Source organism: Streptomyces sannanensis, from assembly GCF_039536205.1.
Lineage (GTDB): Bacteria > Actinomycetota > Actinomycetes > Streptomycetales > Streptomycetaceae > Streptomyces > Streptomyces sannanensis.
Genome location: NZ_BAAAYL010000001.1, coordinates 4,938,444 through 4,960,833 on the forward strand (window position 1 = coordinate 4,938,444; position 22,390 = coordinate 4,960,833).

20 protein-coding genes are annotated in these 22,390 nt (G+C 69.8%); 15 read left to right on the forward strand and 5 right to left on the reverse strand.

Annotated elements, in window-relative coordinates:
• Nucleotides 1-131: 131 nt before the first annotated feature.
• From ABD858_RS23170 to ABD858_RS23225, 12 genes are all read left to right on the forward strand, one after another.
• The gene (locus ABD858_RS23170; RefSeq protein WP_345040749.1) at nt 132-371 is read left to right on the forward strand and encodes a hypothetical protein; all 240 of its coding nucleotides are present in this window, start codon (nt 132-134) and stop codon (nt 369-371) included.
• Nucleotides 372-403: 32 nt separating this feature from the next.
• Nucleotides 404-949: a GNAT family N-acetyltransferase gene (locus ABD858_RS23175; protein ID WP_345040752.1), complete on the forward strand. Its 546-nt coding sequence runs from the start codon at nt 404-406 to the stop codon at nt 947-949.
• Nucleotides 950-1,216: 267 nt separating this feature from the next.
• Nucleotides 1,217-1,348: a hypothetical protein gene (locus tag ABD858_RS23180; protein ID WP_345040754.1), complete on the forward strand. Its 132-nt coding sequence runs from the start codon at nt 1,217-1,219 to the stop codon at nt 1,346-1,348.
• A gap of 89 nt (nt 1,349-1,437) precedes the next feature.
• Nucleotides 1,438-2,490: a 3-isopropylmalate dehydrogenase gene (locus tag ABD858_RS23185; RefSeq protein WP_345040756.1), complete on the forward strand. Its 1,053-nt coding sequence runs from the start codon at nt 1,438-1,440 to the stop codon at nt 2,488-2,490.
• A 238-nt stretch (nt 2,491-2,728) separates the two neighbouring features.
• Nucleotides 2,729-3,817, forward strand: a complete 1,089-nt coding sequence (locus ABD858_RS23190) for a branched-chain amino acid aminotransferase (protein ID WP_345040758.1) — start codon at nt 2,729-2,731, stop codon at nt 3,815-3,817.
• A gap of 242 nt (nt 3,818-4,059) precedes the next feature.
• The gene (gene ureA / locus ABD858_RS23195) at nt 4,060-4,863 is read left to right on the forward strand and encodes an urease subunit gamma (protein WP_345040761.1); all 804 of its coding nucleotides are present in this window, start codon (nt 4,060-4,062) and stop codon (nt 4,861-4,863) included.
• Between the two features lie 5 nt (nt 4,864-4,868).
• Nucleotides 4,869-6,551: an urease subunit alpha gene (locus ABD858_RS23200; protein ID WP_345044792.1), complete on the forward strand. Its 1,683-nt coding sequence runs from the start codon at nt 4,869-4,871 to the stop codon at nt 6,549-6,551.
• Between the two features lie 10 nt (nt 6,552-6,561).
• On the forward strand, nt 6,562-7,602 hold the full coding sequence (locus tag ABD858_RS23205) for an agmatine deiminase family protein (RefSeq protein WP_345040763.1): 1,041 nt from the start codon (nt 6,562-6,564) through the stop codon (nt 7,600-7,602).
• Between the two features lie 129 nt (nt 7,603-7,731).
• A complete protein-coding gene (locus ABD858_RS23210; protein WP_345040765.1) occupies nt 7,732-8,340 on the forward strand; it encodes a TetR/AcrR family transcriptional regulator in 609 nt (202 codons plus the stop codon).
• A gap of 135 nt (nt 8,341-8,475) precedes the next feature.
• Nucleotides 8,476-9,750 carry a TolB family protein gene (locus ABD858_RS23215; RefSeq protein ID WP_345040767.1) on the forward strand — a complete coding sequence of 425 codons (1,275 nt, stop codon included), beginning with the start codon at nt 8,476-8,478 and terminating at the stop codon, nt 9,748-9,750.
• A 540-nt stretch (nt 9,751-10,290) separates the two neighbouring features.
• Complete coding sequence (gene cimA, locus ABD858_RS23220) at nt 10,291-11,892, forward strand: citramalate synthase (RefSeq protein ID WP_345040769.1); 1,602 nt, start codon at nt 10,291-10,293, stop codon at nt 11,890-11,892.
• Between the two features lie 90 nt (nt 11,893-11,982).
• The gene (locus ABD858_RS23225; RefSeq protein WP_345040771.1) at nt 11,983-13,332 is read left to right on the forward strand and encodes a hypothetical protein; all 1,350 of its coding nucleotides are present in this window, start codon (nt 11,983-11,985) and stop codon (nt 13,330-13,332) included.
• Between the two features lie 7 nt (nt 13,333-13,339).
• Here the strand turns inward: ABD858_RS23225 and ABD858_RS23230 are convergent, their stop codons facing one another.
• The 3 genes from ABD858_RS23230 to ABD858_RS23240 form a co-directional block, all read right to left on the reverse strand.
• Nucleotides 13,340-14,959: a hypothetical protein gene (locus ABD858_RS23230; protein WP_345040773.1), complete on the reverse strand. Its 1,620-nt coding sequence runs from the start codon at nt 14,957-14,959 to the stop codon at nt 13,340-13,342.
• A 226-nt stretch (nt 14,960-15,185) separates the two neighbouring features.
• The gene (locus ABD858_RS23235; RefSeq protein ID WP_345040775.1) at nt 15,186-15,536 is read right to left on the reverse strand and encodes a hypothetical protein; all 351 of its coding nucleotides are present in this window, start codon (nt 15,534-15,536) and stop codon (nt 15,186-15,188) included.
• A 1-nt stretch (nt 15,537) separates the two neighbouring features.
• On the reverse strand, nt 15,538-16,080 hold the full coding sequence (locus ABD858_RS23240) for a TetR/AcrR family transcriptional regulator (RefSeq protein WP_345040777.1): 543 nt from the start codon (nt 16,078-16,080) through the stop codon (nt 15,538-15,540).
• Between the two features lie 83 nt (nt 16,081-16,163).
• Between ABD858_RS23240 and ABD858_RS23245 the strand changes: the two genes are divergently transcribed.
• The gene (locus tag ABD858_RS23245; protein ID WP_345040780.1) at nt 16,164-16,886 is read left to right on the forward strand and encodes a phosphotransferase; all 723 of its coding nucleotides are present in this window, start codon (nt 16,164-16,166) and stop codon (nt 16,884-16,886) included.
• 621 nt (nt 16,887-17,507) lie between these two features.
• Here the strand turns inward: ABD858_RS23245 and ABD858_RS23250 are convergent.
• Nucleotides 17,508-17,933, reverse strand: a complete 426-nt coding sequence (locus tag ABD858_RS23250) for a VOC family protein (protein ID WP_345040783.1) — start codon at nt 17,931-17,933, stop codon at nt 17,508-17,510.
• A 1,153-nt stretch (nt 17,934-19,086) separates the two neighbouring features.
• Nucleotides 19,087-19,692, reverse strand: a complete 606-nt coding sequence (locus ABD858_RS23255) for a YceI family protein (RefSeq protein ID WP_345040786.1) — start codon at nt 19,690-19,692, stop codon at nt 19,087-19,089.
• 559 nt (nt 19,693-20,251) lie between these two features.
• On the opposite strand from ABD858_RS23255, the gene ABD858_RS23260 reads away from it, so the two are divergent.
• Nucleotides 20,252-20,668, forward strand: coding sequence for a polysaccharide lyase beta-sandwich domain-containing protein (locus tag ABD858_RS23260; RefSeq protein WP_345040788.1), 417 nt, complete (start codon nt 20,252-20,254; stop codon nt 20,666-20,668).
• Between the two features lie 132 nt (nt 20,669-20,800).
• On the forward strand, nt 20,801-22,384 hold the full coding sequence (locus tag ABD858_RS23265) for an acyl-CoA carboxylase subunit beta (protein ID WP_345040790.1): 1,584 nt from the start codon (nt 20,801-20,803) through the stop codon (nt 22,382-22,384).
• Nucleotides 22,385-22,390 lie beyond the last annotated feature (6 nt).

Here is a 22,390-nt window from a genome sequence, read left to right on the forward strand (position 1 = left end):
TCCGCACAGGAGGGCGGCTCCCCCTGTGAACTCCGCCCCCGTCCGGTTCCCCCCAACCGGCCGGGGGCGGTTTCCATTGCACGGGCTTACGCTGCTGGGAGGGGGCGCGGGGGTGCGGGAAGGAGAGCGTCATGCCTGGTTCCACGACTCTCGGCCCGGGCCACGGGGTCGACGTGATCGAGCACGCCGATGCGCAGCGGCTGGTCACCGTGCTGCACGAGATGGGTCTGCTGCTGCAGATGCCGGGACCGAACCGGCTCACGGACGCGCAGGTCAGCGTGTTGTGCGGTCACGAAGTACATCACCGTGACGAGTTCACCGAGTGGGTGATGCGGCTCGCGCGCGAGCTCGGCATGAAGGTGGCGGCGTAACGGGCTCCTGCTGCCGCTGCCGGACTGGGCACATGAGCGACGAGCCGCTGCGCATCGCGCACACCTACGAGTTGACGTCCGCCGAACTCGCCGGGATCCGTGCCCTGTTGGACGAGGCATTCGAGGGTGACTTCAGCGACGAGGACTGGGACCACGGGCTGGGCGGCATCCATGTCCTGGTGCACGAGCGCGGCGTACTCGTCGCACACGGCAGTGTCGTGCAGCGCCGGGTGCTGCATCGCGGGCGTTCGCTGCGGATCGGATACGTCGAGGCCGTGGCGGTACGCGCCGACCGCCGCAGGCAGGGCCACGGCGGCCGGGTGATGGAGGCCCTGGAGCGGGTCGTCGACCGGGCGTACTTCTTCGGTGCGCTGTCCGCGTCCGACGACGGCGCGTTCCTGTACGCGTCGCGCGGCTGGCGGCCGTGGCCGGGCCGGATCGAGACGCTGGGACCGGAGGGTGTGGTGCGTCTGCCGGGGGAGGAGGGCTCCACCTACCTCCGCCGGGCCTCCGGCCGGCCGCTCCCCGATCCCGCCGCCGCGCTGGTCTTCGACTGGCGTGACGGCGATGTGCTGTAGGGCTGCAGTGAGGCCGACGGAGTGAGGCCCGTCTCAGATAGTAGGAAGTCCGAGTAAGTGTGGAGACAGATGCCCCGCACTCCTCTAGCTTTGTAGGAGCCGAACGTCTTCGCTCCTACAAAGCGAGTGGCGGACACAGCCCGTGCCCCGGTGCAGGTAACCCCTGCGGCATCGCTCTCCGCCCCCTCCGGCGCCTCTCCGACACGTATCCGCGGCCGTCGCGCGGCCGCGTCCCCTCAAACGTGATCTCGAAGGAGTCGATCCCTCATGTCCGAGACGACTGTCCGCCGCCGCGTCCGCCATGTCACTCGTGCGAGTGAGTCCGACCGCAAGAACGCCGCCGCCGCCCTCCAGCGGTCCCTCGACCGCAGGGACAACGGCGGGTCCACGGGCCACTGAACCCTGTCCGGCATCCGGCGCGCCCTGTCCATCCGTCCGAATGGCGGACGGGGCGTGTCAGGAACTGGGATGAGAAGTAGGGTGCCGCCATGTCTCGCAGCATCGATCTCGCAGTTGTCCCCGGTGACGGCATCGGCCAGGAAGTCGTGGCTCAGGGCCTCAAGGTCCTCACGGCTGTCCTTCCGCAGGATGTGAAGCTGGAGACCAAGGAATACGACCTCGGCGCCAAGCGCTGGCACCGCACCGGCGAGACCCTGCCGGACGCGGAGCTGGAGGCGCTGAAGAACCACGACGCCATCCTGCTCGGCGCGATCGGCGACCCCTCCGTACCGTCCGGCGTCCTGGAGCGCGGGCTGCTGCTCAAACTGCGGTTCGCCTTCGACCACTTCATCAACCTGCGCCCGTCGAGGCTGTTCCCCAACACCGCGACGCCGCTGGCCATCCGCGATGAGCAGAGGGGGGCCATCGACTTCGTCGTCGTCCGCGAGGGCACCGAGGGCCCGTACACCGGCAACGGCGGTTCGCTGCGCACCGGCACGCCGGCCGAGGTGGCCACCGAGGTCAGCGTCAACACCGCGTACGGTGTGGAGCGCGTCGTCCGCGACGCCTTCGAGCGGGCCGACGCCCGCCCGCGCAAGAAGCTGACGCTCGTTCACAAGAACAACGTCCTGGTCTACGCGGGCCACCTGTGGAAGAACATCTTCGACAAGGTCGCCCAGGAGTACCCGGACGTCACCACCGACTATCTGCATGTCGACGCCGCGACGATCTTCTTCGTCACCCAGCCGGAGCGATTCGACGTCATCGTCACCGACAACCTTTTCGGTGACATCCTCACCGACCTCGCCGCTGCCGTGACCGGCGGCATCGGCCTGGCGGCCTCCGGCAACATCAACCCGACCGGCGCGTTCCCGTCGATGTTCGAGCCCGTGCACGGCTCGGCGCCCGACATCGCGGGCACCGGCAAGGCCGACCCCACTGCCACGATTCTCTCCGTCGCCCTCCTCCTGCGGCACCTCGGCTACGACGCCGAAGCGGCCCGGATCGAGGACGCCGTCTCCGCCGACCTCGCGGAGCGCGACGGCACGTTCCGCACGACGGACCAGATCGGCGACGCGCTCGCGGTACGCGTAGCGAGCTGACCCGTCGCGTCAACACACAAAGCCGCCGGGTCGTTCAGCGCCCGGCGGCTTCCTCATGCGCGGCCCCGGGTGCGACCGTCATCCTCTGACCGCGCACACACCCCGTTTCACCCTCGGCCACCCACGCGCGATAATCGAACGTGGGGCCGCGATATGGGGGGAACTCGGACGTCCTGATAATGGGCCGTACGGACATGGGTGCGCGGTCTGTCAGACACAAGGTGAAGGACAGGTACTCATGACGACGCCCACGATCGAGCTCAAGCCGACCGCGCATCCGCTCGCGGACGCGGACCGCGAAGCGATCCTCGCCAACCCCGGCTTCGGCCGCCACTTCACCGACCACATGGTGACGATCAAGTGGACCGAGGGTCGCGGCTGGCACGACGCCGAACTGGTGCCGTACGCGCCGCTCTCGATCGATCCGGCGAACATGACGCTCCACTACGCGCAGGAGATCTTCGAGGGCCTGAAGGCCTACCGCCGCCCCGACGGTACCGTCGCCACCTTCCGCCCCGACGCCAACGCCCGGCGCTTCCAGGCCTCCGCCCGCCGCCTGGCCATGCCGGAGCTCCCGGTCGAGACCTTCATCGCGGCCTGCGACGCCCTGGTCGAGCAGGACAAGGCATGGGTCCCCGCGCACGGCGGCGAGGCCTCCCTCTACCTGCGGCCCTTCATGATCGCGACCGAGGTCGGCCTGGGCGTGAGGCCCGCCAACGAGTACCTCTTCATCGTCATCGCCTCCCCGGCCGGCGCCTACTTCCCCGGCGGCGTCAAGCCCGTCTCCATCTGGCTCTCCGAGGACCGCGTCCGCGCGGTCCCCGGCGGTATCGGCTTCGCGAAGACCGGCGGCAACTACGCCGCCTCCCTGCTCGCCCAGGCCGAGGCCGCGGAGAAGGGCTGCGACCAGGTGGCCTACCTCGACGCGCTGGAGCACAAGTGGGTCGAGGAGCTGGGCGGCATGAACCTGTACTTCGTGTACGGGGACAAGATCGTCACGCCCGAGCTCACCGGCTCCCTGCTGGCGGGCGTCACCCGTGACTCCCTCCTCACCGTCGCCCGCGACCTCGGCTACACCGCCGAGGAGGGCCGCGTCTCCATCGAGCAGTGGCAGCGGGACACCGAGAACGGCACCCTGACCGAGGTTTTCGCCTGCGGCACCGCAGCCGTGATCACCCCGGTCGGCACCGTCAAGTCCAACGGCGGCAACTGGACCCAGGCCGACGGGCAGCCCGGCGAGGTCACGATGAAGCTGCGCAAGGCACTGCTGGACATCCAGACCGGCAGGACCGAGGACGGCCACGGCTGGATGCACGAGCTCGGCTGACGCACGCCGCGGCGGCATATGACGCGACATGAGCCGCGCTGAGAAACGCCTGAGGGCCGCCCCGTCTCGTACGGGGCGGCCCTCAGGCGTTCCGCGGTCCCGTTCAGCGCGCTCCTCCATGTCTTGAGTGACGTTCAATGTGGACTGTGCCTAGGTGGCGCGTCAGCTCTTCGATCCTCTTCATTGGATTGTCAGCTTCATTGCATTGTTAGAGTGTTGTTCAAAACAGGAGGTGTGGTGGCGTGAGACTGACTCCCACGGAGCGCGACCGGCTGCTGCTCTTCGGGGCCGCCGAACTGGCGCGGGCGCGCCGGGCGCGTGGACTGAAGCTCAATGTCCCCGAGGCGACCGCGCTCATCGCGGACACCGTCTGCGAGGCGGCTCGCGACGGGCGCAGGCTCGCCGAGGCGATCGAGGCGGCCCGCAGTGTGCTCGGCCCCGAGGACGTCCTGCCCGGCGTGGCGGACGTGGTGACCGAGGTGATGGTCGAGGCCGTCTTCGATGACGGCTCCCGGCTCGCGGTGGTCTCCGACCCCATCGGCTGGGGGTCCGAGACAGGGGGAGGCTCGCTCGGCGACGCGGCGCCCGGCGCGGTGCTGCCCGGCCCCGAGCACAAGGAGCCGGAGCCCGCGGTGCGGATCACCGTGAGGAACACCGCGGCCGTTCCGGTCAGTGTGACCTCGCACTTCCACTTCTTCGAGGCCAACCCCCGCCTCGACTTCGACCGCGCCGCCGCCTACGGCATGCGGCTGAGCGTCCCCGCGGGCTCGTCCGCCCGCTTCGACGCGGGCGGCGAGGCCGAGGTCGGCCTGGTGCCGATCGGCGGCGACCGGATCGCCATCGGCTTCGCGGGCCTGGTCGACGGCCCGCTCGACGCGCCGGGTGCCAAGGAGGAGGCGCTGCGCAGGGCAACGGCCTGCGGATACCTCGGAGCGGTGGCACCCGACGCGGACGCAGAGACAGGGCACGCAGAGGCGGGGCACGCAGAGACAGAGCACGCAGAGGCGGGGCACGCAGAGACAGGGCACAAGGAGGAGGACCAGTGACCGGCATCGACCCTCGTGACTATGCCGCCGTGCACGGCCCCCGGGCCGGCGACCGGATCGTCCTCGGCGACACCGGACTCGTCGTCCGCGTCGAGTCCGACGCCCAGAAGCCGGGCGAGGAGTTCCTGGCCGGCTTCGGCAAGACGGCCCGTGACGGACTGCACCTGAAGGCCGCCGCGGTCCGTGAGACCTGCGACGTCGTCATCAGCAACGTCGTCGTCATCGACCCCGTCCAGGGCGTTCGCAAGGTCTCCGTCGGCATCCGCGAGGGCCGCATCCACGCGATCGGCCGGGCCGGCAACCCCGACACCCTCGACGGCGTGGACGTCGTCGTCGGCACCGGCACCTCGATCGTCTCCGGCGAGGGCCTGATCGCCACCGCCGGCGCCATCGACACCCATGTTCATGTGCTGTCGCCGCGGATCATGGAGGCCTCGCTCTCCTCCGGCGTCACCACGATCATCGGCCAGGAGTTCGGCCCGGTGTGGGGCGTCGGCGTCAACTCGCCCTGGGCCCTGAACCACGCCTTCAACGCCTTCGACGCCTGGCCCGTCAACATCGGCTTCCTCGGCCGCGGCTCGTCCTCGCACGGCGCGCCCCTGGTCGAGGCCCTCGCCGAGGGCGGCGCCCTGGGCTTCAAGGTCCACGAGGACATGGGCGCCCACACCCGGGCCCTCGACACCGCCCTGCGGGTCGCCGAGGAACACGACGTCCAGGTCGCCCTGCACAGCGACGGCCTCAACGAGTGCCTGTCCGTCGAGGACACCCTCCGCGTCCTCGACGGCCGTACGATCCACGCCTTCCATATCGAGGGCTGCGGCGGCGGTCATGTGCCCAACGTGCTCAAGATGGCGGGCGTGCCGAATGTCATCGGCTCCTCCACCAACCCCACCCTGCCCTTCGGCCGGGACGCGGTCGCCGAGCACTACGGCATGATCGTCTCCGTCCACGACCTGAAGACGGACCTGCCCGGCGACGCCGCCATGGCCCGCGACCGCATCCGTGCGGGCACGATGGGCGCCGAGGACGTCCTGCACGACCTGGGTGCCATCGGCATCACCTCCTCCGACGCCCAGGGCATGGGCCGCGCCGGCGAGACCGTACGCCGCACCTTCGCCATGGCCGGGAAGATGAAGGCCGAGCTCGGCCCCCTGGCCGGCGACGGCGAGCACGACGACAACGCGCGTGTGCTGCGCTACATGGCCAAGCTGACCATCAACCCGGCCATCGCCCACGGCCTCTCCCATGAGATCGGCTCGATCGAGGCCGGCAAGCTTGCCGACATCGTGCTGTGGCGTCCGGAGTACTTCGGCGCCAAGCCGCAGCTGGTGCTGAAGTCCGGCTTCCCCGCCTGGGGCGTCACCGGCGACCCCAACGCCGCCACCGACACCTGCGAGCCGCTCGTCCTCGGCCCGCAGATCGGCGGCCACGGCGCCACCGCCGCCGACATCTCGGTCGCGTTCGTCGCCGGCGCCGCGCTCGAGCAGGGCAACGACCGGATGCCGACGCGCCGCCGCCGGGTCGCCGTCCGCGGCACCCGTGGCATCGGCCCCGCCGACCTGATGCTCAACTCCCGCATCGGAGACGTCCAGGTCGACGCCCGTACCGGCCTGGTCTCCCTCGACGGCGACCCGATCCGCTCCGAGCCCGCCGAATCCGTCTCCCTCAACCGCCTGTACTTCCTGTAAGGACCCCCTCATGAGCAGCAGCACCCCTGTCGCCGACGGCTTCCGCATGCCCGCCGAGTGGGCTCCGCATGAGCGCACCTGGATGGCCTGGCCCAGTCTCAACGCCACCTTCACCGACGCCGAGGAGCTGGACTCGGCCCGCACCGCCTGGGCCGAGGTCGCTCGCACCATCCGCCGCTTCGAGCCGGTCACCGTGGTCGTCGGCCCCGGCGGGACCGACAGCGCCCGTACGTACCTCGGTGACGGGATCGACATCGTCGAGCGCGAGCTGAACGACGCCTGGATGCGCGACATCGGTCCCACCTTCGTCACCGACGGCACCGAACTGCGCGCGGTCGACTGGATCTTCAACGGCTGGGGCGCCCAGGACTGGGCCAGCTGGGAGCACGACTCCAAGATCGCCGCATATGTCGCCGAGCGGGCGGGCGTGCAGACGTACGCCTCCAGGCTCGTCAACGAGGGCGGCGGCATCCACGTCGACGGCGAGGGCACGGTCCTGCTGACCGAGACCGTCCAGCTCGGGCCCGAGCGCAACCCGCACTGGACCAAGGAGGAGGTCGAGGCCGAGATCCACGCCCACCTCGGCACCACCAAGGCCATCTGGTTGCCGCGCGGCCTGACCGCGGACTACGGCACCTACGGAACCCTGGGCCACGTCGACATCGTCGCCTCCTTCGCCCGCCCCGGCACGGTCCTGGTCCACACCCAGCCCGATCCGGCACACCCCGACCACGAGGTCTGCAAGGAGATCGCGGACTTCCTGCGCACCCGGACGGACGCCAAGGGCCGCACCCTCGAGGTCATCGAGGTCGCCGCGCCGACCGTCCTGAAGGAGGACGATGACTGGGTCGACTACTCGTATATCAACCACTACCTCTGCAACGGCGGTGTGGTGCTGTGCGGTTTCGGCGACGCCGAGCGCGACGAGAACGCGGCGGCGATCTTCCGTGGCCTCTTCCCGGACCGCGAGGTCGTGCTGGTCGACGCCCGCCCGATCTTCGCCAACGGCGGCGGCATCCACTGCATCACCCAGCAGCAGCCGCGCGTCTGACGTCACGCCCACGGCACATCCCCACAGCACACCGCCGGGGCCGGACGGGATCCTCACCCCGTCCGGCCCCGGCGGTGTGCAACCGCTCGCCCGTATGCTGAGATCCCCGCCCCGACCACGGAGAATCCCATGCCCGAGCCCGCCCGCACCACGCGGCGGCGCAATGCCGCCCCGCCGCGGGAGACCGTGCTGGCCGCCGCCCAGGCGAGCATTGCCGAGCACGGGCTGGAGAAACTCACCATGGCCGGCCTCGGCCGTGAGGTCGGCATGAGCAGCGGGCACCTGCTGTACTACTTCCGCACCAAGGACGAGCTGCTGCTGCAGACCCTGGAGTGGAGCGAGGAACAGCTCGGGGTGCAGCGCCGCTCCGCCCTCGCCCGCCAGGTTCCGGTCCGGGAGCGCCTCGACGCCTATGTCGACCTCTACGTCGCCGACGGCCCCCGCGACCCTCACTGGACCCTGTGGCTGGAGCTGTGGAACCGGGCCCACAGCCTCGACGAGGAATCCCGCAACCGGCTCCTCGACATCGAGCTCTCCTGGCACCGTGATCTGGTCGCCCTCCTCGTCGAGGGGGCCTCGCGCGGCGAGCTGCGCAAGGTCGACGCAGACAGGTACGCCACCCGGATACGAGCCCTGCTGGACGGCTTCAGCACCCACGTGGCGATGGGCCTTCCGGGCTCCGACCGGCCCCAAGTCCTCGCGCACATCGCCGAGTTCCTCGACGAGACGCTCGTCTGAACCGCGGGCGCGGACGCCCGGCGGAGGGTGACGGTTGTACGCAATTGGTCTGATTGACCCGTGCACGCCAGGTGCGCTTGTATCCCCGTGCGCCCTCGGCGCAGGGCCGGGGGAACAGCGTCACACGGGGGAAGCATGCTCGTTTCCATACGCACCGTCCTGACCGCGGCATTAGTGGGAGCGCTCCCGCTGACCGCCTCGGCGACCGCGTCGGCCACCCAGCCGCCGGCACCCCGCACCGAGCGGATCACGTCCGCGCCGGACGGCTCGCCGGCCGGCTTCGACACGTACGAGGCGTCCATGAGCCCGGACGGCCGTTATGTGGCCTTCCCGTCCTGGGCGCCAGGCCTGGTACCCGGGGATCCCGAGCACGACCCGGACCTTTTCGTCCGCGACGTCCGCACGGGCACGCTGCGCAGAATCCCGATCGTCATCGAGGGCGACACGACGGGCTGGTCGGCCGAGAACGTGAGCATCAGCGCCGACGGCCGCTTCCTCACCTTCGCAGCCCGGCACAACGGTCCGCCGGACGACGGCACTCCCGCTGACCAGATCTACGTCCACGATCTGCGGACCGGCAGCACCGAGCGGGCGAGTGTCGGCCTCCATGGGCGCCCGGGAGTCGCGTGGCGGGACCGTCCGGGCATCAGCGCCGACGGTCGTTATGTCCTCTTCACTGCCTGGGCGAACTCCATGGAGAGCGATGAGGACAAGGGGATCGTCCGGGCCTACGTCCGTGACCGTGTGACGGGCACGACCACGCGGGTCAGCCCGGTCGATGGCGAGTACATTCCGAGTCGCCCGTCGATGAGCGCGGACGGCCGCCGGATCGCCTTCACATTCGGTGAGCGGTACATGGGTCCCGACTACCCGTACGGCCCGAGCAAAGTGATCGTGGTCGACCGCCCCACCGGGCGCGAGACCGTCGCCCACGTCGGCAGGGGCGCCGGCGGCACGGTCCTCAGCGCCGACGGCCGCAAGCTTCTGTTCAACTCCGACGCCCCCGATGTCGTCCCCGGTGACGGCAACGGTGAGCAGGACGCCTTCGTGCGCGACCTGGAGACGGGGAGGACGGTACGGGTGAGCGAGGCGGCCGGTGGCGGCGACGCGCACGGCTGGTCCGAGGGGGAGCAGCTCAGTGCCGACGGCCGCTTCGCCGTACTCGCCTCGACCGCCCCCGACCTCGTCGAGCCCAGGGCGGGCGGCGATGCCGCGGTGTACGTACGAGATCTGAGGACGGGCCGGACCACGCGCATCGACCTCGCCCACGACGGCACGCCGCTGAGCGGAGTGTTCGACCTCGCCGGCATCGCCCCGGACGGCCACCGGGTCGCGTTCGCCTCGAACGCGCCGAACGTGCTCCCCGACGCCGACAGCACCTGGCAGGTGTACCTGCGCACGGTGCGCTGACGCCCGAGCAGAGGATGGGGAGCTGCGGCTGCTCGACACCCGCACCGGAAAGCACCAGTACATCGGCCCGGCACCGCAGTACCGCACACAGGCCCTTCAGGACTCGGTCGCCGACCGCGGCCGGGCGGTGGTCTTCGCCACCGGCGTCGAGGGTGTGGTGAGCGGGGACTCCAACGGCGAGTACGACGTGTTCCTGCGGCACACCCGCTGAGCACGGACTACGCACTGTCCCTCGCGCGGACGCCCGCATCGTGAGACCGGGCGTCCGCGCGTCATGGGCGTATGGCAGACTGCCGGTTGTGCTCGCATTCGCCATGATTATCGGCAGCAGCGCGCCGGTCCGCAGTGACCGCTGACCCGCGACAACCTTCCGCGGCAGCGGTCATCGTGCCCCAGACCCGCGCGCAGACCTCTCGCACCCGCGAGAGGTTTTTTCGTTTCCCGGCCCCACTCACGGCCGAGTCGGACCCACGCGCGATGATGGGGGCAAGTGGAGCCCGGAATTCCGGAACCACTCACCCGACAGGAGTCACCACAGCCATGACCACGACAGGTCCCGACGACAGCTTCCATGTCTTCGACACCACACTGCGCGACGGCGCCCAGCGTGAGGGCATCAACCTCACCGTGGCGGACAAGCTGACCATCGCCCGGTACCTGGACGACTTCGGCGTGGGCTTCATCGAGGGCGGCTGGCCGGGCGCCAACCCACGCGACACCGAGTTCTTCGCCCGCGCGAAGAAGGAGATCAGCTTCCGGAACGCCCAGCTGGTCGCCTTCGGTGCCACCCGCCGGGCCGGAGCCACCGCCGCCGAGGACCTCCAGGTCAAGGCACTCCTCGACTCCGGCGCCCCGGTGATCACCCTGGTCGCCAAGGCACACGACCGCCATGTCGAGAAGGCCCTGCGCACCACCCTCGACGAGAACGTGGAGATGGTCCGCGACACCGTCTCGTACCTGCGCTCCCAGGGCCGCAGGGTCTTCGTCGACTGCGAGCACTTCTTCGACGGCTATCGCGCCAACCCCGCCTACGCCAAGCGCGTCGTCCGCGCTGCCGCCGAGGCGGGCGCCGATGTCGTCGTCCTGTGCGACACCAACGGCGGCATGCTGCCGGCCCAGGTGTCGGCGGTCGTCTCCACCGTCCTCGCGGACACCGGTGCCCGCCTCGGCATCCACGCCCAGGACGACACCGGCTGTGCGGTCGCCAACACGCTCGCCGCCGTCGACGCGGGCGCCACCCACGTCCAGTGCACCGCCAACGGCTACGGCGAGCGCGTCGGCAACGCCAACCTCTTCCCGGTCGTCGCCGCGCTGGAGATCAAGTACGGCAGGAAGGTGCTTCCCGAGGGCGCCCTTCAGGAGATGACCCGGATCTCCCACGCCATCGCCGAGGTCGTCAACCTCACGCCCTCCACCCACCAGCCCTATGTGGGTGTCTCCGCCTTCGCCCACAAGGCCGGCCTGCACGCCTCCGCCATCAAGGTCGACCCGGACCTCTACCAGCACATCGACCCCGAACTCGTCGGCAACACCATGCGGATGCTGGTCTCCGACATGGCGGGCCGCGCCTCCGTCGAGCTCAAGGGCAAGGAGCTCGGCATCGACCTCGGCGGCAACCGCGAACTCGTCGGCCGGGTCGTCGAGCGCGTCAAGGAGCGCGAGCTCAACGGCTACACCTACGAGGCCGCCGACGCCTCCTTCGAACTGCTGCTCCGCGAGGAGGTCGAGGGCCGGGCCCGCCGCTACTTCCGTACGGAGTCGTGGCGCGCCATCACCGAGGACCGCCCGGACGGTTCGCACGCCAACGAGGCCACCGTGAAGCTGTGGGCTAAGGGCGAGCGCATCGTCGCCACCGCCGAGGGCAACGGCCCGGTGAACGCGCTCGACCTCGCGCTGCGCGTCGGCCTGGAGAAGATCTACCCCCAGCTGGCCAAGATGGAACTGGTGGACTACAAGGTCCGCATCCTGGAGGGCAAGCACGGCACCCAGTCGATCACCCGCGTGCTGATCACCACGACGGACAGCACCGGCGAATGGTCCACCGTCGGTGTCGCCCCCAATGTCATCGCGGCCTCCATGCAGGCACTCGAGGACGCCTACACGTACGGGCTGCTGAAGGCCGGGGTCGAGCCGGCGGAGTAGCCGCGGCATCAGCAGGACGGCAGAACGGCGGGACAGCAGACGGCCTCGGCTGAATTATCCGGACTATCCCACTTGGGGTAATTTCGTGGTATGTGGTCGAGGCTGCTCCTGATCCTGTCCGGACTGCTGCTCGCCCTGGTGGCCGCGGGTGCTCCGATACGCGCCGCCACCGGAGTCTCCGACGTGGCCGACGCCCTCAGACAGGGCCCGGTGTACGTCGACCCGCGCGCCTCCGCGCAGCTCTCGCCCGCCCAGGCCGTCGCGCTCGAGAAGAAGATCGAGGACGCCGGCAAGCCGGTGTTCGTGGCCGTGCTCCCCAAGGCCGCGGAGTTCCCACCGGACACGCTGCTGCGGAACCTCCGCACCGACACCGGGATCGTCGGAGTGTACGCCGTACGGCTCGGCGACGGCTTCAACGCGGGCGCCGACCACGCGGTGATGCCCACCCAGGCCGTCCGCAACCTCGTCACCGCCGTCAAGGCTCCCGGCACCGCCACCGACGCCGCGACCCAGCTGAACGCGTTCGTCGACCAGGCCCTGCGGCAGGCCCGCGGCAGTGCCCCCGCCTCCTGGAGCGGAGGCAGCTCGAGCAGTGGAAAGGCCTCCGCCTCCGGCCTGATCACCCTGGCGGCGGTGCTCGCCGCGGGCGGCGTCGGTGCGTACGCCGTCATCCGCCGCAACCGGCGGCGCACGGCCGAGGAGGAACGCGCCGCTCTCGACAAGCTCCGTGTCGTCGTCGACGAGGACATCACCGCGTACGGCGAGGAACTCGACCGGCTCGACTTCCACCCCGCGGAAGCCGGCGCCGACGACGTCATGCGCGCCGACTACGAACGGGCCCTCGACGCCTACGAGACCGCCAAGTCCCGGATGGCCTCCGCCCAGCGCCCGCACGACGTCCGCCGTGTCACCGAGGCCCTGGAGAGCGGCCGCTTCTCGCTCGCCGTCCTCGCCGCCCGCCGCGAACACCGCCCGCTCCCGGAACGCCGCGCCCCCTGCTTCTTCGACCCGCGCCACGGCCCCTCCACCACCGACGTCGCCTGGATCCCGGAGGGCGGCACCGAGCGTGACGTCCCGGTCTGCGCCGCCGACGCCGCCCGTATCGAGGACGGCGAGGACCCGATGGCCCGCACGGTCGAGACCGAGCGGGGCCGCCGCCCGTACTGGGAGGCGGGGCCCGCGTACGGACCCTGGGCCGGGGGCTACTTCGGCGGAGGCATGCTGCCCGGCCTGCTGGTGGGGACCGTGCTCGGCCATATGCTCGCCAGCCCCGCCTACGCCAACGAGTACGGCGGCGGCGACTTCGGCATCGCCGGCTACGAGGGCGGCGATGTCTCGGGTGCCGACTTCGACGCCTCCGACTTCGGGGCATCCGACTTCGGCGGCGGGTTCGACGGCGGTTCCGGTGGCGGTGACTTCGGCGGCGGAGGCGGGTTCTAGGCCAGTTCTAGGCCTTCTCCCGGCCCACCACCTGGTACAGCTCCCGGCCGTCGGGCCCGATGTCCACGAGCCGCAGCGCCGCGTCGTCCGGGGGCAGCCCGCCCTCGAAGCCCCATCGCAGGACCCACTTGACCTTGTAGCGGCCCAGGATGTCCAGCTGTTCCTCGCGTGGTGTTCCGGATGCGAAGAAGCGCCCGACGGCGGCATACCGTTCCTGCTGGTCCGGCAGGAAAATGTCGTCGTAGCCGGGCGCGACGGTATAGGCACCGTACGCAGGGATCATCACATTGGCGGTCGGTGACGACATGACGGTGTCGCCGGGCTTCACCCAGCGGGTCATCCACTTCAGGCCCTGCCACGTCGGCCAGGTCTTCTGCCGCACCGCCTGCGGCAGCATGTCGGCGGGGACGGCATAACCGAGCGTGCCGACCTGCGCCCACGCCCCGGACAGCAGCGCGGCGCTCGACAACGCCAGGAAGACCTTGCGGCCCTCCGCCATCGCGAGAGCGGTGGCCAGCTGGGCCGGGATGATGGCCGCGGGCAGCACCCTGCCCCACGACCAGTGGCCGGTGAGGTCGCCGACCGCGACCATCGCCGTCCCCAGCGCGAAGAAGATCACCAGCGGATCGCGCCGGTCCCGCCGCCACCGGAACACCAGGGCGATCACCCCGACCAGCACAATGCCGAACCGCGTCGGCAGATTGCTGTACAGCGGACGGTGGATCTCCTCCAGCCCCTCGAAGCCGAACAGCGAGAAGAACGAGTAGTACGGCCACATGGCGATCCAGGCGACACCCAGCACGATCCCGGCCCCCAGTCGCAGCAGGGTCTCCCGGGCAGGCCACGGCCGTGCACCGAGCAGCAGGGCCAGCGCCCCGAAGGTGGCGACCACCCCCGAATACTGGTGGCTGAGCAGGATCACCGCCCACAGAAGCCCGAGCCCCAGGAACGCCGGCCAGGAGGCCGCGGCACGCAACGCCTTCGTGAGCAGCGCCCAGAAGTGGAAGGAGAGCGCGATCACGAAGGTGCTCGGGTACGAGATCGTCAGAGTGAGCGAACCCAGCTCCAGGAAACCGCTCCACGCCAGCCACGGCGGTCCCCAGAGCAGTAGCAGACAGAGCACCGCCAGCGGCGGTGCCGCCCGGCGGGAACTGAGCGTCCGAGTGAAGTGCCAGACGCCGGTCAGCAGCAGGGAGAGGCTGATCAGCGCCCCGATGCGAAGAACGGTGAACACGTCCAGCCCGGTCGCCCCGGCAACAAAGCCGAGCAGCACGGTCCAGGGCGAGTAGTACGGGCTGTCGGTGGCCGCGTCGACCTGCGGGCTGCCGGGGTGGATGAGATTCGCACGCAGCCTCTCGATCGTCGCCGCGTGAATACCGAGGTCGCCGAGCCACGGCAGCCGCGCGATCACGAACAGCATGAACATGGTGAGCAGCAGCGCCGCGGACCATACGAGCGTCCGCATGACCGTACCCGCGCGGGTGCCGCCGGCCCCTTCCGCCTGTTCCGCCTGGACGGAGGCAGCGGCACCCGCGGTTGCCGAGGCTTCGCGTTCGAGGACGCGCTGCCGCCAGCCCACGGAGGACGGCGCGGGTGGGGGAGAGTCGTCGATCTTGGGGTGGTCCACTTGTCTGCCCTTCGCCGGATTCAGGGAGCTTTGTCGGCTTGATCCTGATCCGGGTTTACCAGGCATTCGACTCCCCCCGGCGGTGCCAGGGGCGTGTCGGGCGCGGGCTCTAGGAGTGTCCTGAAGATCTTGGAATCACGCCCGGCTTGCACCGGTTCATGGCGATTGACATTTACTGGCAATCCGGGGCGAGTCGGGCGGTCGGAGCAAGATCTTCATCGGTCTTCTAGCTCCGCGCCTGCTCGATCATGGAGACCACCGCCCGCGGGTCGTCGACCTCGACGACCAGGCGGGCGTACCGCTCGTCGGCGAGTTCGATGACAACGGTCTTCTCGGGGTTCTTCACATCCCAGAAGACCATCTCGCCCTGGCGGATGAACCTCCCGGCGGTGATGACCCCGGGCATGTACGTGCCGCCGGTCTTGATGCCCCTGGGCTCATGGGCGATCCCCGGGTCATGGGTGGCGCCGCGGACGTTTCTGAGGGGTATTTCCAGCCGGCTCTTGAGCGCCCAGACCTTGTCGAGGCCTTGTACCTCGACGGTGAGTACGTCGTTCTCGATGGTGACGCGGGCCATGTCAGGCTCCAATCCGGTTCGCGAGGGTGAGCAGGGGACGCGCTTCGGCGGGCATGGCGCGCGAGCGCAGCCGCAGCCCCAGTACGGTCGCGCCGAGCGCGGCGGCGAGGTGCGGGACCGTCTCCGGATCCTGACCGGATGCGGCCAGGACCGTCTCGACAGCCCGGTCCAGCGCCCCGAACGCCTCCGCCACCAGTGCGGCCACGTCCGGGTCATGCGCCGCCTGCTCGGCCGCGGCCAGCAACACCAGCCCCGCCGCGGGGCCGTTGTCGTACGTCGAGGCCGCCGCGCCGAGAGCCGCCGCGAGATCCGCCGAAGCGGTGAGTGCTTCGGACGCCGGCAACACCTGCTCGTCGATGTGCTGCCGCAGCGCGGCGAGATACAGCCCGCGCTTGCTCCCGAACACCTTGTAAAGGCTGCCCCGGTGTACGCCGAGCCCGTTGACGAGGTCGTCGACGGAGGTCCCCTCGTACCCGTGAGCGGCGAACAGTTCGGCCGCCGTGCGGATGGCCTGGTCCTGGTCGAAGGCGCGTGGTCGTCCCATGCCGAAGACGGTAGAGGTTTGAGAACGATCGGTCAAGAACGATCGTTCCTGAACTCCTGGTCAGGGCTGATAGGTTCGCCGCCATGGAGACGGGGGAAGTGTTCGGGGAACTGCTCGGCTCCGGCCGCAGCGCAGACGTGTACGCCATCGACGGCCAGTGGGTGCTTCGCCGCTACCGCGATGGTGGTGACGCCACCGCCGAGGCTGTTGTCATGGCGTATCTGGGCGACAACGGATATCCAGTGCCCCGCGTCCGGCCGGCGGCGTCACATACCGACCTGGTTCTGCAGCGACTGTCCGGCCCGACCATGCTCCAGTCCCTGATGCGCGGTGAGACGACCCCGGAGGGGGCCGGCGCGATGCTCGCCGAGCTGCTCCGCCGCCTGCACGCCATCCCGGCCCGGGTCTCGACCGACCCCGCGGCCCGGACCCTGCACCTCGACCTGCACCCGGACAACGTGATGCTCACGCCGGACGGACCGATGGTCATCGACTGGAGCAACACCGCGGAGGGCCCGGCCGGGCTGGACTGGGGGATGTCGGCCGTGATCCTGGCACAGGCAGCCGTCGACCCCACGATCGAGGCTGCGGAAGGCGCCCGCGCGGTACTCGCCGCGCTGCTCGCGCACGCCGACGGCACGCTCGCCCTGGTCGATGCCCGGGCCAGGAGGGCCGCCGACCCGAACCTGAGCCGACGGGAGGTCGAGCTCCTCGACGGGGCGGAGGCGTTGGTGCGGCAGCTTCTTCTTCAGCCCGATCTTGCGAGGAACCCCGGGCGTTCACGCCCGGGAGGAAACGCATCCTGAGCCGGGCGGCGCGGAGCGCCGCCGCATCGCTGGGGAACGCTGCCCCGCTCAGGCGGGGCGTTTCTGATTCTCGATGTACTCAGCAGCCGTTCGGCGTGCTGGGCCTCGTACTCGCGGACGGGGCCGGGCCATGCGCGGCGAAGCTGCCAGCGCGTGGTGCCGAGACGCGCTCGTCGTCGGACGGGGTGGTGTTCATTTCCGGTTCCATGGGCTGTTCCTCTGGCAGGCAGCCGGGGGCGGTCGAGGAGTGAGGCAGATCACGAGGCACACAGGGTCCATGCCGAAGGCCACGGTGACGAGTTCAGTATCGAGGATCACGCGGACATTTCGAGCCGGGGCGTGGGTGTGGCGGGCCGGGTTCGTGGGGGTGTCTCGTGGGGGGGTGCCTCTATGTCTTTCGTCAAGGGAGGCGTGGGGTTCGGGGTTCGTAGAAGGTGCCGTCGCGGAGCATGGCGAACAGCATGCTGATGCGGGCGAGGCGGAGGTGCGGCCGACGCGCGAGCGCAGCGAGCCCAGAGGCGCGTGGCCGTAGGCCGCTCCTTCTCGCCCTTCCTCATGGCGGATCCCGGGCGCGACGGCGAGGTGGGTCTTGCCGGTGCCCGGTGGTTGGTCCGAGCAGGATCACGTTCTCGCGGGCGTGCAGGAGGTCGAGCTGTCCGAGGTGCTCGACGGATCCATCCACATGACCTGCCAGCCGTGGCCGTCGAGGTCGAAGAAGCTGCGCGAGTACATGAAGCCGTGGTCCTCGGGGCCATCCGCCTCGGAGCCGCCCGCGGCGAGCGCAGCCTCAGCGACCGTGTCAACCTCATCGCGGGCTGACACGCTGAAGCAGTAGAGCGCCAGCGTGTGCGTGGTGGGATCGGCCATCGGCAGCTTCGCGAACTGCGCGAATGTTTCGTGGCTGAGCAGCATGACGGAGGCTTGCTCGCCGACCAGCATGCAGGCGGCGGTCTCGTCGGTGAACATCGGGTTGTAGCTGAACCCGAGCTGCGCGAAGAACGCCTTGCTGCGCTCGATGTCCGCCACGGGGATGTTCACGAACAGCATGCGACCGGCGTGTGCGGGAGTGGTCATGGTGGGTCTCCGGTCCGAGGTTCGATGGTGTACGGCGAGGTAGACCGGCCCAGCTTGCGGAACTCATCGGTGGATTTCGGAACTCGCATCGAGCGACAGGCCGAAGCCGGGGAGCCTCTATGTCTTTCGTCAAACGAGGCGTGGGGTTCGGGGTTCGTAGAAGGTGCCGTCGCGGAGCATCGCGAACAGCACGCTGATGCGATGGCGGGCGAGGCGGAGGAGAGCCTGACGCCCACGTCACCGATGTCGTACAACCCATCCTCCCGAGCGGGCTTCGTGCGGTGCTGGCCAAGGCGTTGGCGCCGTACGTGCGCATCCACGTTATGCAGACCTGCCGCCCGCAAACGGTCCGGCATTGCACCAGGCCAGGCGGTAGTCGGACCTCTCATCAGCGTCTCCAACGGCGCCTCTCGGGCCCGGTGAGACCACCCCCAGGTCATCGCTCGACAGGGGGACACAGTCATGCCGGGCCCGGAGGCCAGCGGCCCTCTTGCAGGACCGCGAAAAACATAACGGGGGGCTGCCTTGGTGTGAGTGTGACGGGTCCGGGTCGGCAGTAAAGGGCGCTCCCTTCGGTCGCGTCATCTTCGGCGATCTCGCTTCGCTTCACCATTGACTGCCGTCCCTCCCCCACGAGAAGCGTTTGGAGGGGGCGGCCCTGGGGCCGGGCCCCGGCCGGGGTGTGTGGGTGGTGGTTTGCCGTGGCCGGGCAGCGGGTCGTGGGTGGAGGGGGTGGGACTGGCGCGTGCGCGGATTGGGGTTCGGCCCTCGGCTTGGCGGCTTGGCGGCTTGCGTGGTTGTGAGGCTGGGATCGCGTCAGCGTTTGGGTCCGCCTTACGTCCCGGCGGCCGCCAGCCGGTGGGAGGCGGGCCGCGTCAGCCCCTCGGGGATGCGGCGGGTCTCGGTAGCCTACGGGCCGGTGTCGTCGGGCTCCGTATACCAGGGACGAACGAAGCCACCGCGATGCGAAAAGGCGCGGGCTGGTGAGGTGCAGGAGCAGGGGGCAAGGAAGCGAGGGAGCGGAAGGCAGGGGAACAGACGCCGGCCACCCCCGTCCCATCACGTTCGGGACGAGGGTTCACCGGTTTCCGCAGGGCGATCGATCCGCCGTCCAGCCGACCAGCCGTCAGGCGGCAGCCTTGATCGCGGAGATGTCGAAGTTCAGCTTGACCTTGTCGCTGACCACGACACCGCCGGTCTCCAGCGCCGCGTTCCAGGTCAGACCCCAGTCGGAGCGCAGGATCTCGGCGCCGCCCTCGAAGCCGACGCGCTGCTGGCCGTAGGGGTCGGTGGCGGTGCCGTTGAACTCCAGGTCGATGGAGAGCGGGCGCGTGACGTCCTTGATCGTCAGGTCGCCGTTGATGCGGTACTTGTCGCCGCCCAGGGCCTCCGCGCCGGTGGAACGGAAGCTCATCAGCGGGAACTTCTCGGCGTCGAAGAAGTCGCCGCTGCGCAGGTGGGCGTCGCGGTCCGCGATGCCGGTGTCGACGCTCTCGATCTTGACGTCGATGACGGCCGAGGACTTGGACGGGTCGGACCCGTCCAGCTTCAGCGTGCCCTCGTGGTCGCCGAAGGCGCCTCGGACATTGGTGACCATCGCGTGACGCACGGTGAAACCGATGCTGCTGTGCGCCGGGTCGATGGTGTACGTGCCGGTCAGCGCGGCGAGGGCCGGGTTGACCTCTGTGATGGTGGCAGCAGTGACGGTGTTCTTGCGGTTGAAGAGACCCATGGTCGGCTCCTTGGGATGTGGCGTGCGGTGTGGGTTCCTGGGCGCCCATCGGGGTGACCCGTGTCGAGGTCGCCCGTGGCTGGGTTGTTCAACCTTCAACGACATCGACTGTAGACCCCCTCTGTTCAAAATTCAAGTACCTGTCTGCTCGGATTTCCCTCGCCCCCTTGGGCTTCCGGACGGCGGTTCTTGGACTGCCGCACCCAGGAAGCGGCCCCTTCGTTGACCGGGTCGTGGCGACGCCAGTACGCAGTCCCCATGGCGCGAAGAATCCGTGCGGTGTGCGCGCTCGCCGCCGCCTCATCCGCCGCATCAGGATGTCGACCAGGGCTGGGGGCCGTTCCTCAAGGGCGACGCGGGCGGCGAGAACGGCCCCCGCACCCATGTCTCCCGGTTGCACGCCCCGTACACCCGGGCCGGCTCCCCGGCGGTACCGAAGCCCCGCGGACCCTGCGCGAGGACCGCACCGGCTCCTGGGCGGCCATCACAACATCACGAGCTCGCCGGAACTCGCGACCCGCCGGTACCAGACCCTCTGGCTCGACCATGGGCCGATCCGGTGAACGCGTCATACGCCTATCTGATGATGTCCGGAGCCTCTGCGCGCACGCCGGCCGCCCGTGCCGACGACGAGGGCCGGCTGGAGATTCCCGCCAACAGTGCGCACCGGCAGGCCGTGGTCGTGGCATCCCTGGGGTGCGTGGTTGCCGACTTCCGGCAGCCCGGTACGGTGGGTCCGCCGGCCGTCACGGGGCCGGCGAGCGTACTGGTCCGGCCAAGGCGCTCGCGCATCGTCCTGTGCGCGTCGGGCCCGGCGAGGAGCGGCGAACCGCTGGAGATCGGGTGGAACCGTCCGGTCCGCGTCGTCACCCACCGGGACCCCTCCGTCCAGGCGCTCGCCACCGGGCGGGGGCTGCGGCTGCGGATCACGCCCGGTGTGGAGGGGGTCACTCACCGCGTTATGGGAACCCTCTAAAAAGAAGCGGTGAGCAACTGTTCACTCGGGCAGTGTCGAGGCCGGTTCTGTACGGGCTCGCCAGGAAACCGGGCGGGAGACTGTACGGAGTCGACGGCGTGATTGTCTTGGTCGACTTCGTAAGGTCGCTACATGAGCGATGTGGACGTGACGCCGGGCGAACCGAATGACGCTCGCGGGCGTGTGGCTGAGCTGCACGCCCTGCGTGAGGAGGCCCGGCGCGGGCCGAGTGGCCGTGCGACCGAGGCGCAGCACGCCAAGGGCAAGCTGACCGCGCGTGAGCGCATCGAGCTGCTGCTCGACCCGGGAACGTTTCGGGAGGTCGAGCAGCTGCGCCGGCACCGGGCCGTCGGCTTCGGGCTGGAGACCAAGAAGCCGTACACCGACGGTGTGGTCACCGGCTGGGGCACGGTCGAGGGCCGGACCGTCTTCGTCTACGCGCACGACTTCCGGATCTTCGGAGGTGCGCTCGGCGAGGCGCACGCCACCAAGATCCACAAGATCATGGACATGGCCATCGCGGCCGGTGCGCCGCTGGTGTCGCTGAACGACGGTGCCGGCGCCCGTATCCAGGAAGGCGTCTCGGCGCTCGCCGGCTACGGCGGCATCTTCCAGCGCAACACCAAGGCCTCGGGTGTCATCCCGCAGATCTCGGTGATGCTCGGCCCGTGCGCGGGCGGTGCCGCGTACTCGCCCGCGCTGACGGACTTCGTGTTCATGGTCCGCGAGACCTCGCAGATGTTCATCACCGGCCCGGACGTGGTCAAGGCCGTCACCGGTGAGGAGATCACCCAGAACGGCCTCGGCGGCGCTGATGTGCACGCCGAGACCTCGGGTGTCGCGCACTTCGCGTACGACGACGAGGAGACCTGCATCGCGGAGGTCCGCTACCTGCTTTCGATGCTCCCGTCGAACAACCGCGAGAATCCGCCGGTCGTGCACTCCGAGGACCCGGCGGACCGCCGCTCCGACGTGCTGCTGGACCTGGTCCCGGCGGACGGCAACCGTCCGTACGACATGCACAAGGTGATCGAGGAGCTCGTCGACGACGGCGACTACCTGGAGATCCACGAGCGCTGGGCCCGCAACATCATCTGCGCCCTGGCTCGCCTCGACGGCCAGGTCGTGGGCATCGTGGCCAACCAGCCGCAGTCGCTGGCGGGTGTGCTGGACATCGAGGCGTCCGAAAAGGCCGCCCGGTTCGTTCAGATGTGCGATGCCTTCAATATCCCGATCATCACTCTTCTGGACGTGCCCGGCTTCCTGCCCGGCGTCGACCAGGAGCACGGTGGAATCATCAGGCACGGCGCCAAGCTGCTGTACGCGTACTGCAACGCCACCGTGCCGCGGATCTCGCTGATCCTGCGCAAGGCCTACGGCGGCGCGTACATCGTGATGGACAGCCAGTCCATCGGCGCCGACCTGACCTACGCGTGGCCCACCAACGAGATCGCGGTCATGGGCGCCGAGGGCGCCGCCAACGTGATCTTCCGTCGGCAGATCGCGGAGGCGGAGGACCCCGAGGCGATGCGCGCCCGCATGGTCAAGGAGTACAAGGCGGAGCTCATGCACCCCTACTACGCGGCCGAGCGAGGACTGGTCGATGACGTGATCGACCCGGCCGAGACCCGCGAGGTGCTCATCGGCTCCCTCGCGATGCTCCGCACCAAGCACGCCGATCTGCCGTCCCGCAAGCACGGCAACCCCCCGCAGTAACCCACG

Coding starts and splice junctions, on each gene's coding strand:
- ABD858_RS23175 (WP_345040752.1), top strand. CDS start 404: ATGAGCGACGAGCCGCTGCGCATCGCGCACACCTACGAGTTGACGTCC.
- ABD858_RS23190 (WP_345040758.1), top strand. CDS start 2,729: ATGACGACGCCCACGATCGAGCTCAAGCCGACCGCGCATCCGCTCGCG.
- ABD858_RS23265 (WP_345040790.1), top strand. CDS start 20,801: ATGAGCGATGTGGACGTGACGCCGGGCGAACCGAATGACGCTCGCGGG.
- ABD858_RS23170 (WP_345040749.1), top strand. CDS start 132: ATGCCTGGTTCCACGACTCTCGGCCCGGGCCACGGGGTCGACGTGATC.
- ABD858_RS23180 (WP_345040754.1), top strand. CDS start 1,217: ATGTCCGAGACGACTGTCCGCCGCCGCGTCCGCCATGTCACTCGTGCG.
- ABD858_RS23250 (WP_345040783.1), bottom strand. CDS start 17,933: ATGCTGTTCGTGAACATCCCCGTGGCGGACATCGAGCGCAGCAAGGCG.
- ABD858_RS23185 (WP_345040756.1), top strand. CDS start 1,438: ATGTCTCGCAGCATCGATCTCGCAGTTGTCCCCGGTGACGGCATCGGC.
- ABD858_RS23210 (WP_345040765.1), top strand. CDS start 7,732: ATGCCCGAGCCCGCCCGCACCACGCGGCGGCGCAATGCCGCCCCGCCG.
- cimA (WP_345040769.1), top strand. CDS start 10,291: ATGACCACGACAGGTCCCGACGACAGCTTCCATGTCTTCGACACCACA.
- ABD858_RS23240 (WP_345040777.1), bottom strand. CDS start 16,080: ATGGGACGACCACGCGCCTTCGACCAGGACCAGGCCATCCGCACGGCG.
- ABD858_RS23255 (WP_345040786.1), bottom strand. CDS start 19,692: ATGGGTCTCTTCAACCGCAAGAACACCGTCACTGCTGCCACCATCACA.
- ABD858_RS23205 (WP_345040763.1), top strand. CDS start 6,562: ATGAGCAGCAGCACCCCTGTCGCCGACGGCTTCCGCATGCCCGCCGAG.
- ABD858_RS23235 (WP_345040775.1), bottom strand. CDS start 15,536: ATGGCCCGCGTCACCATCGAGAACGACGTACTCACCGTCGAGGTACAA.
- ABD858_RS23215 (WP_345040767.1), top strand. CDS start 8,476: ATGCTCGTTTCCATACGCACCGTCCTGACCGCGGCATTAGTGGGAGCG.
- ABD858_RS23225 (WP_345040771.1), top strand. CDS start 11,983: ATGTGGTCGAGGCTGCTCCTGATCCTGTCCGGACTGCTGCTCGCCCTG.
- ABD858_RS23245 (WP_345040780.1), top strand. CDS start 16,164: ATGGAGACGGGGGAAGTGTTCGGGGAACTGCTCGGCTCCGGCCGCAGC.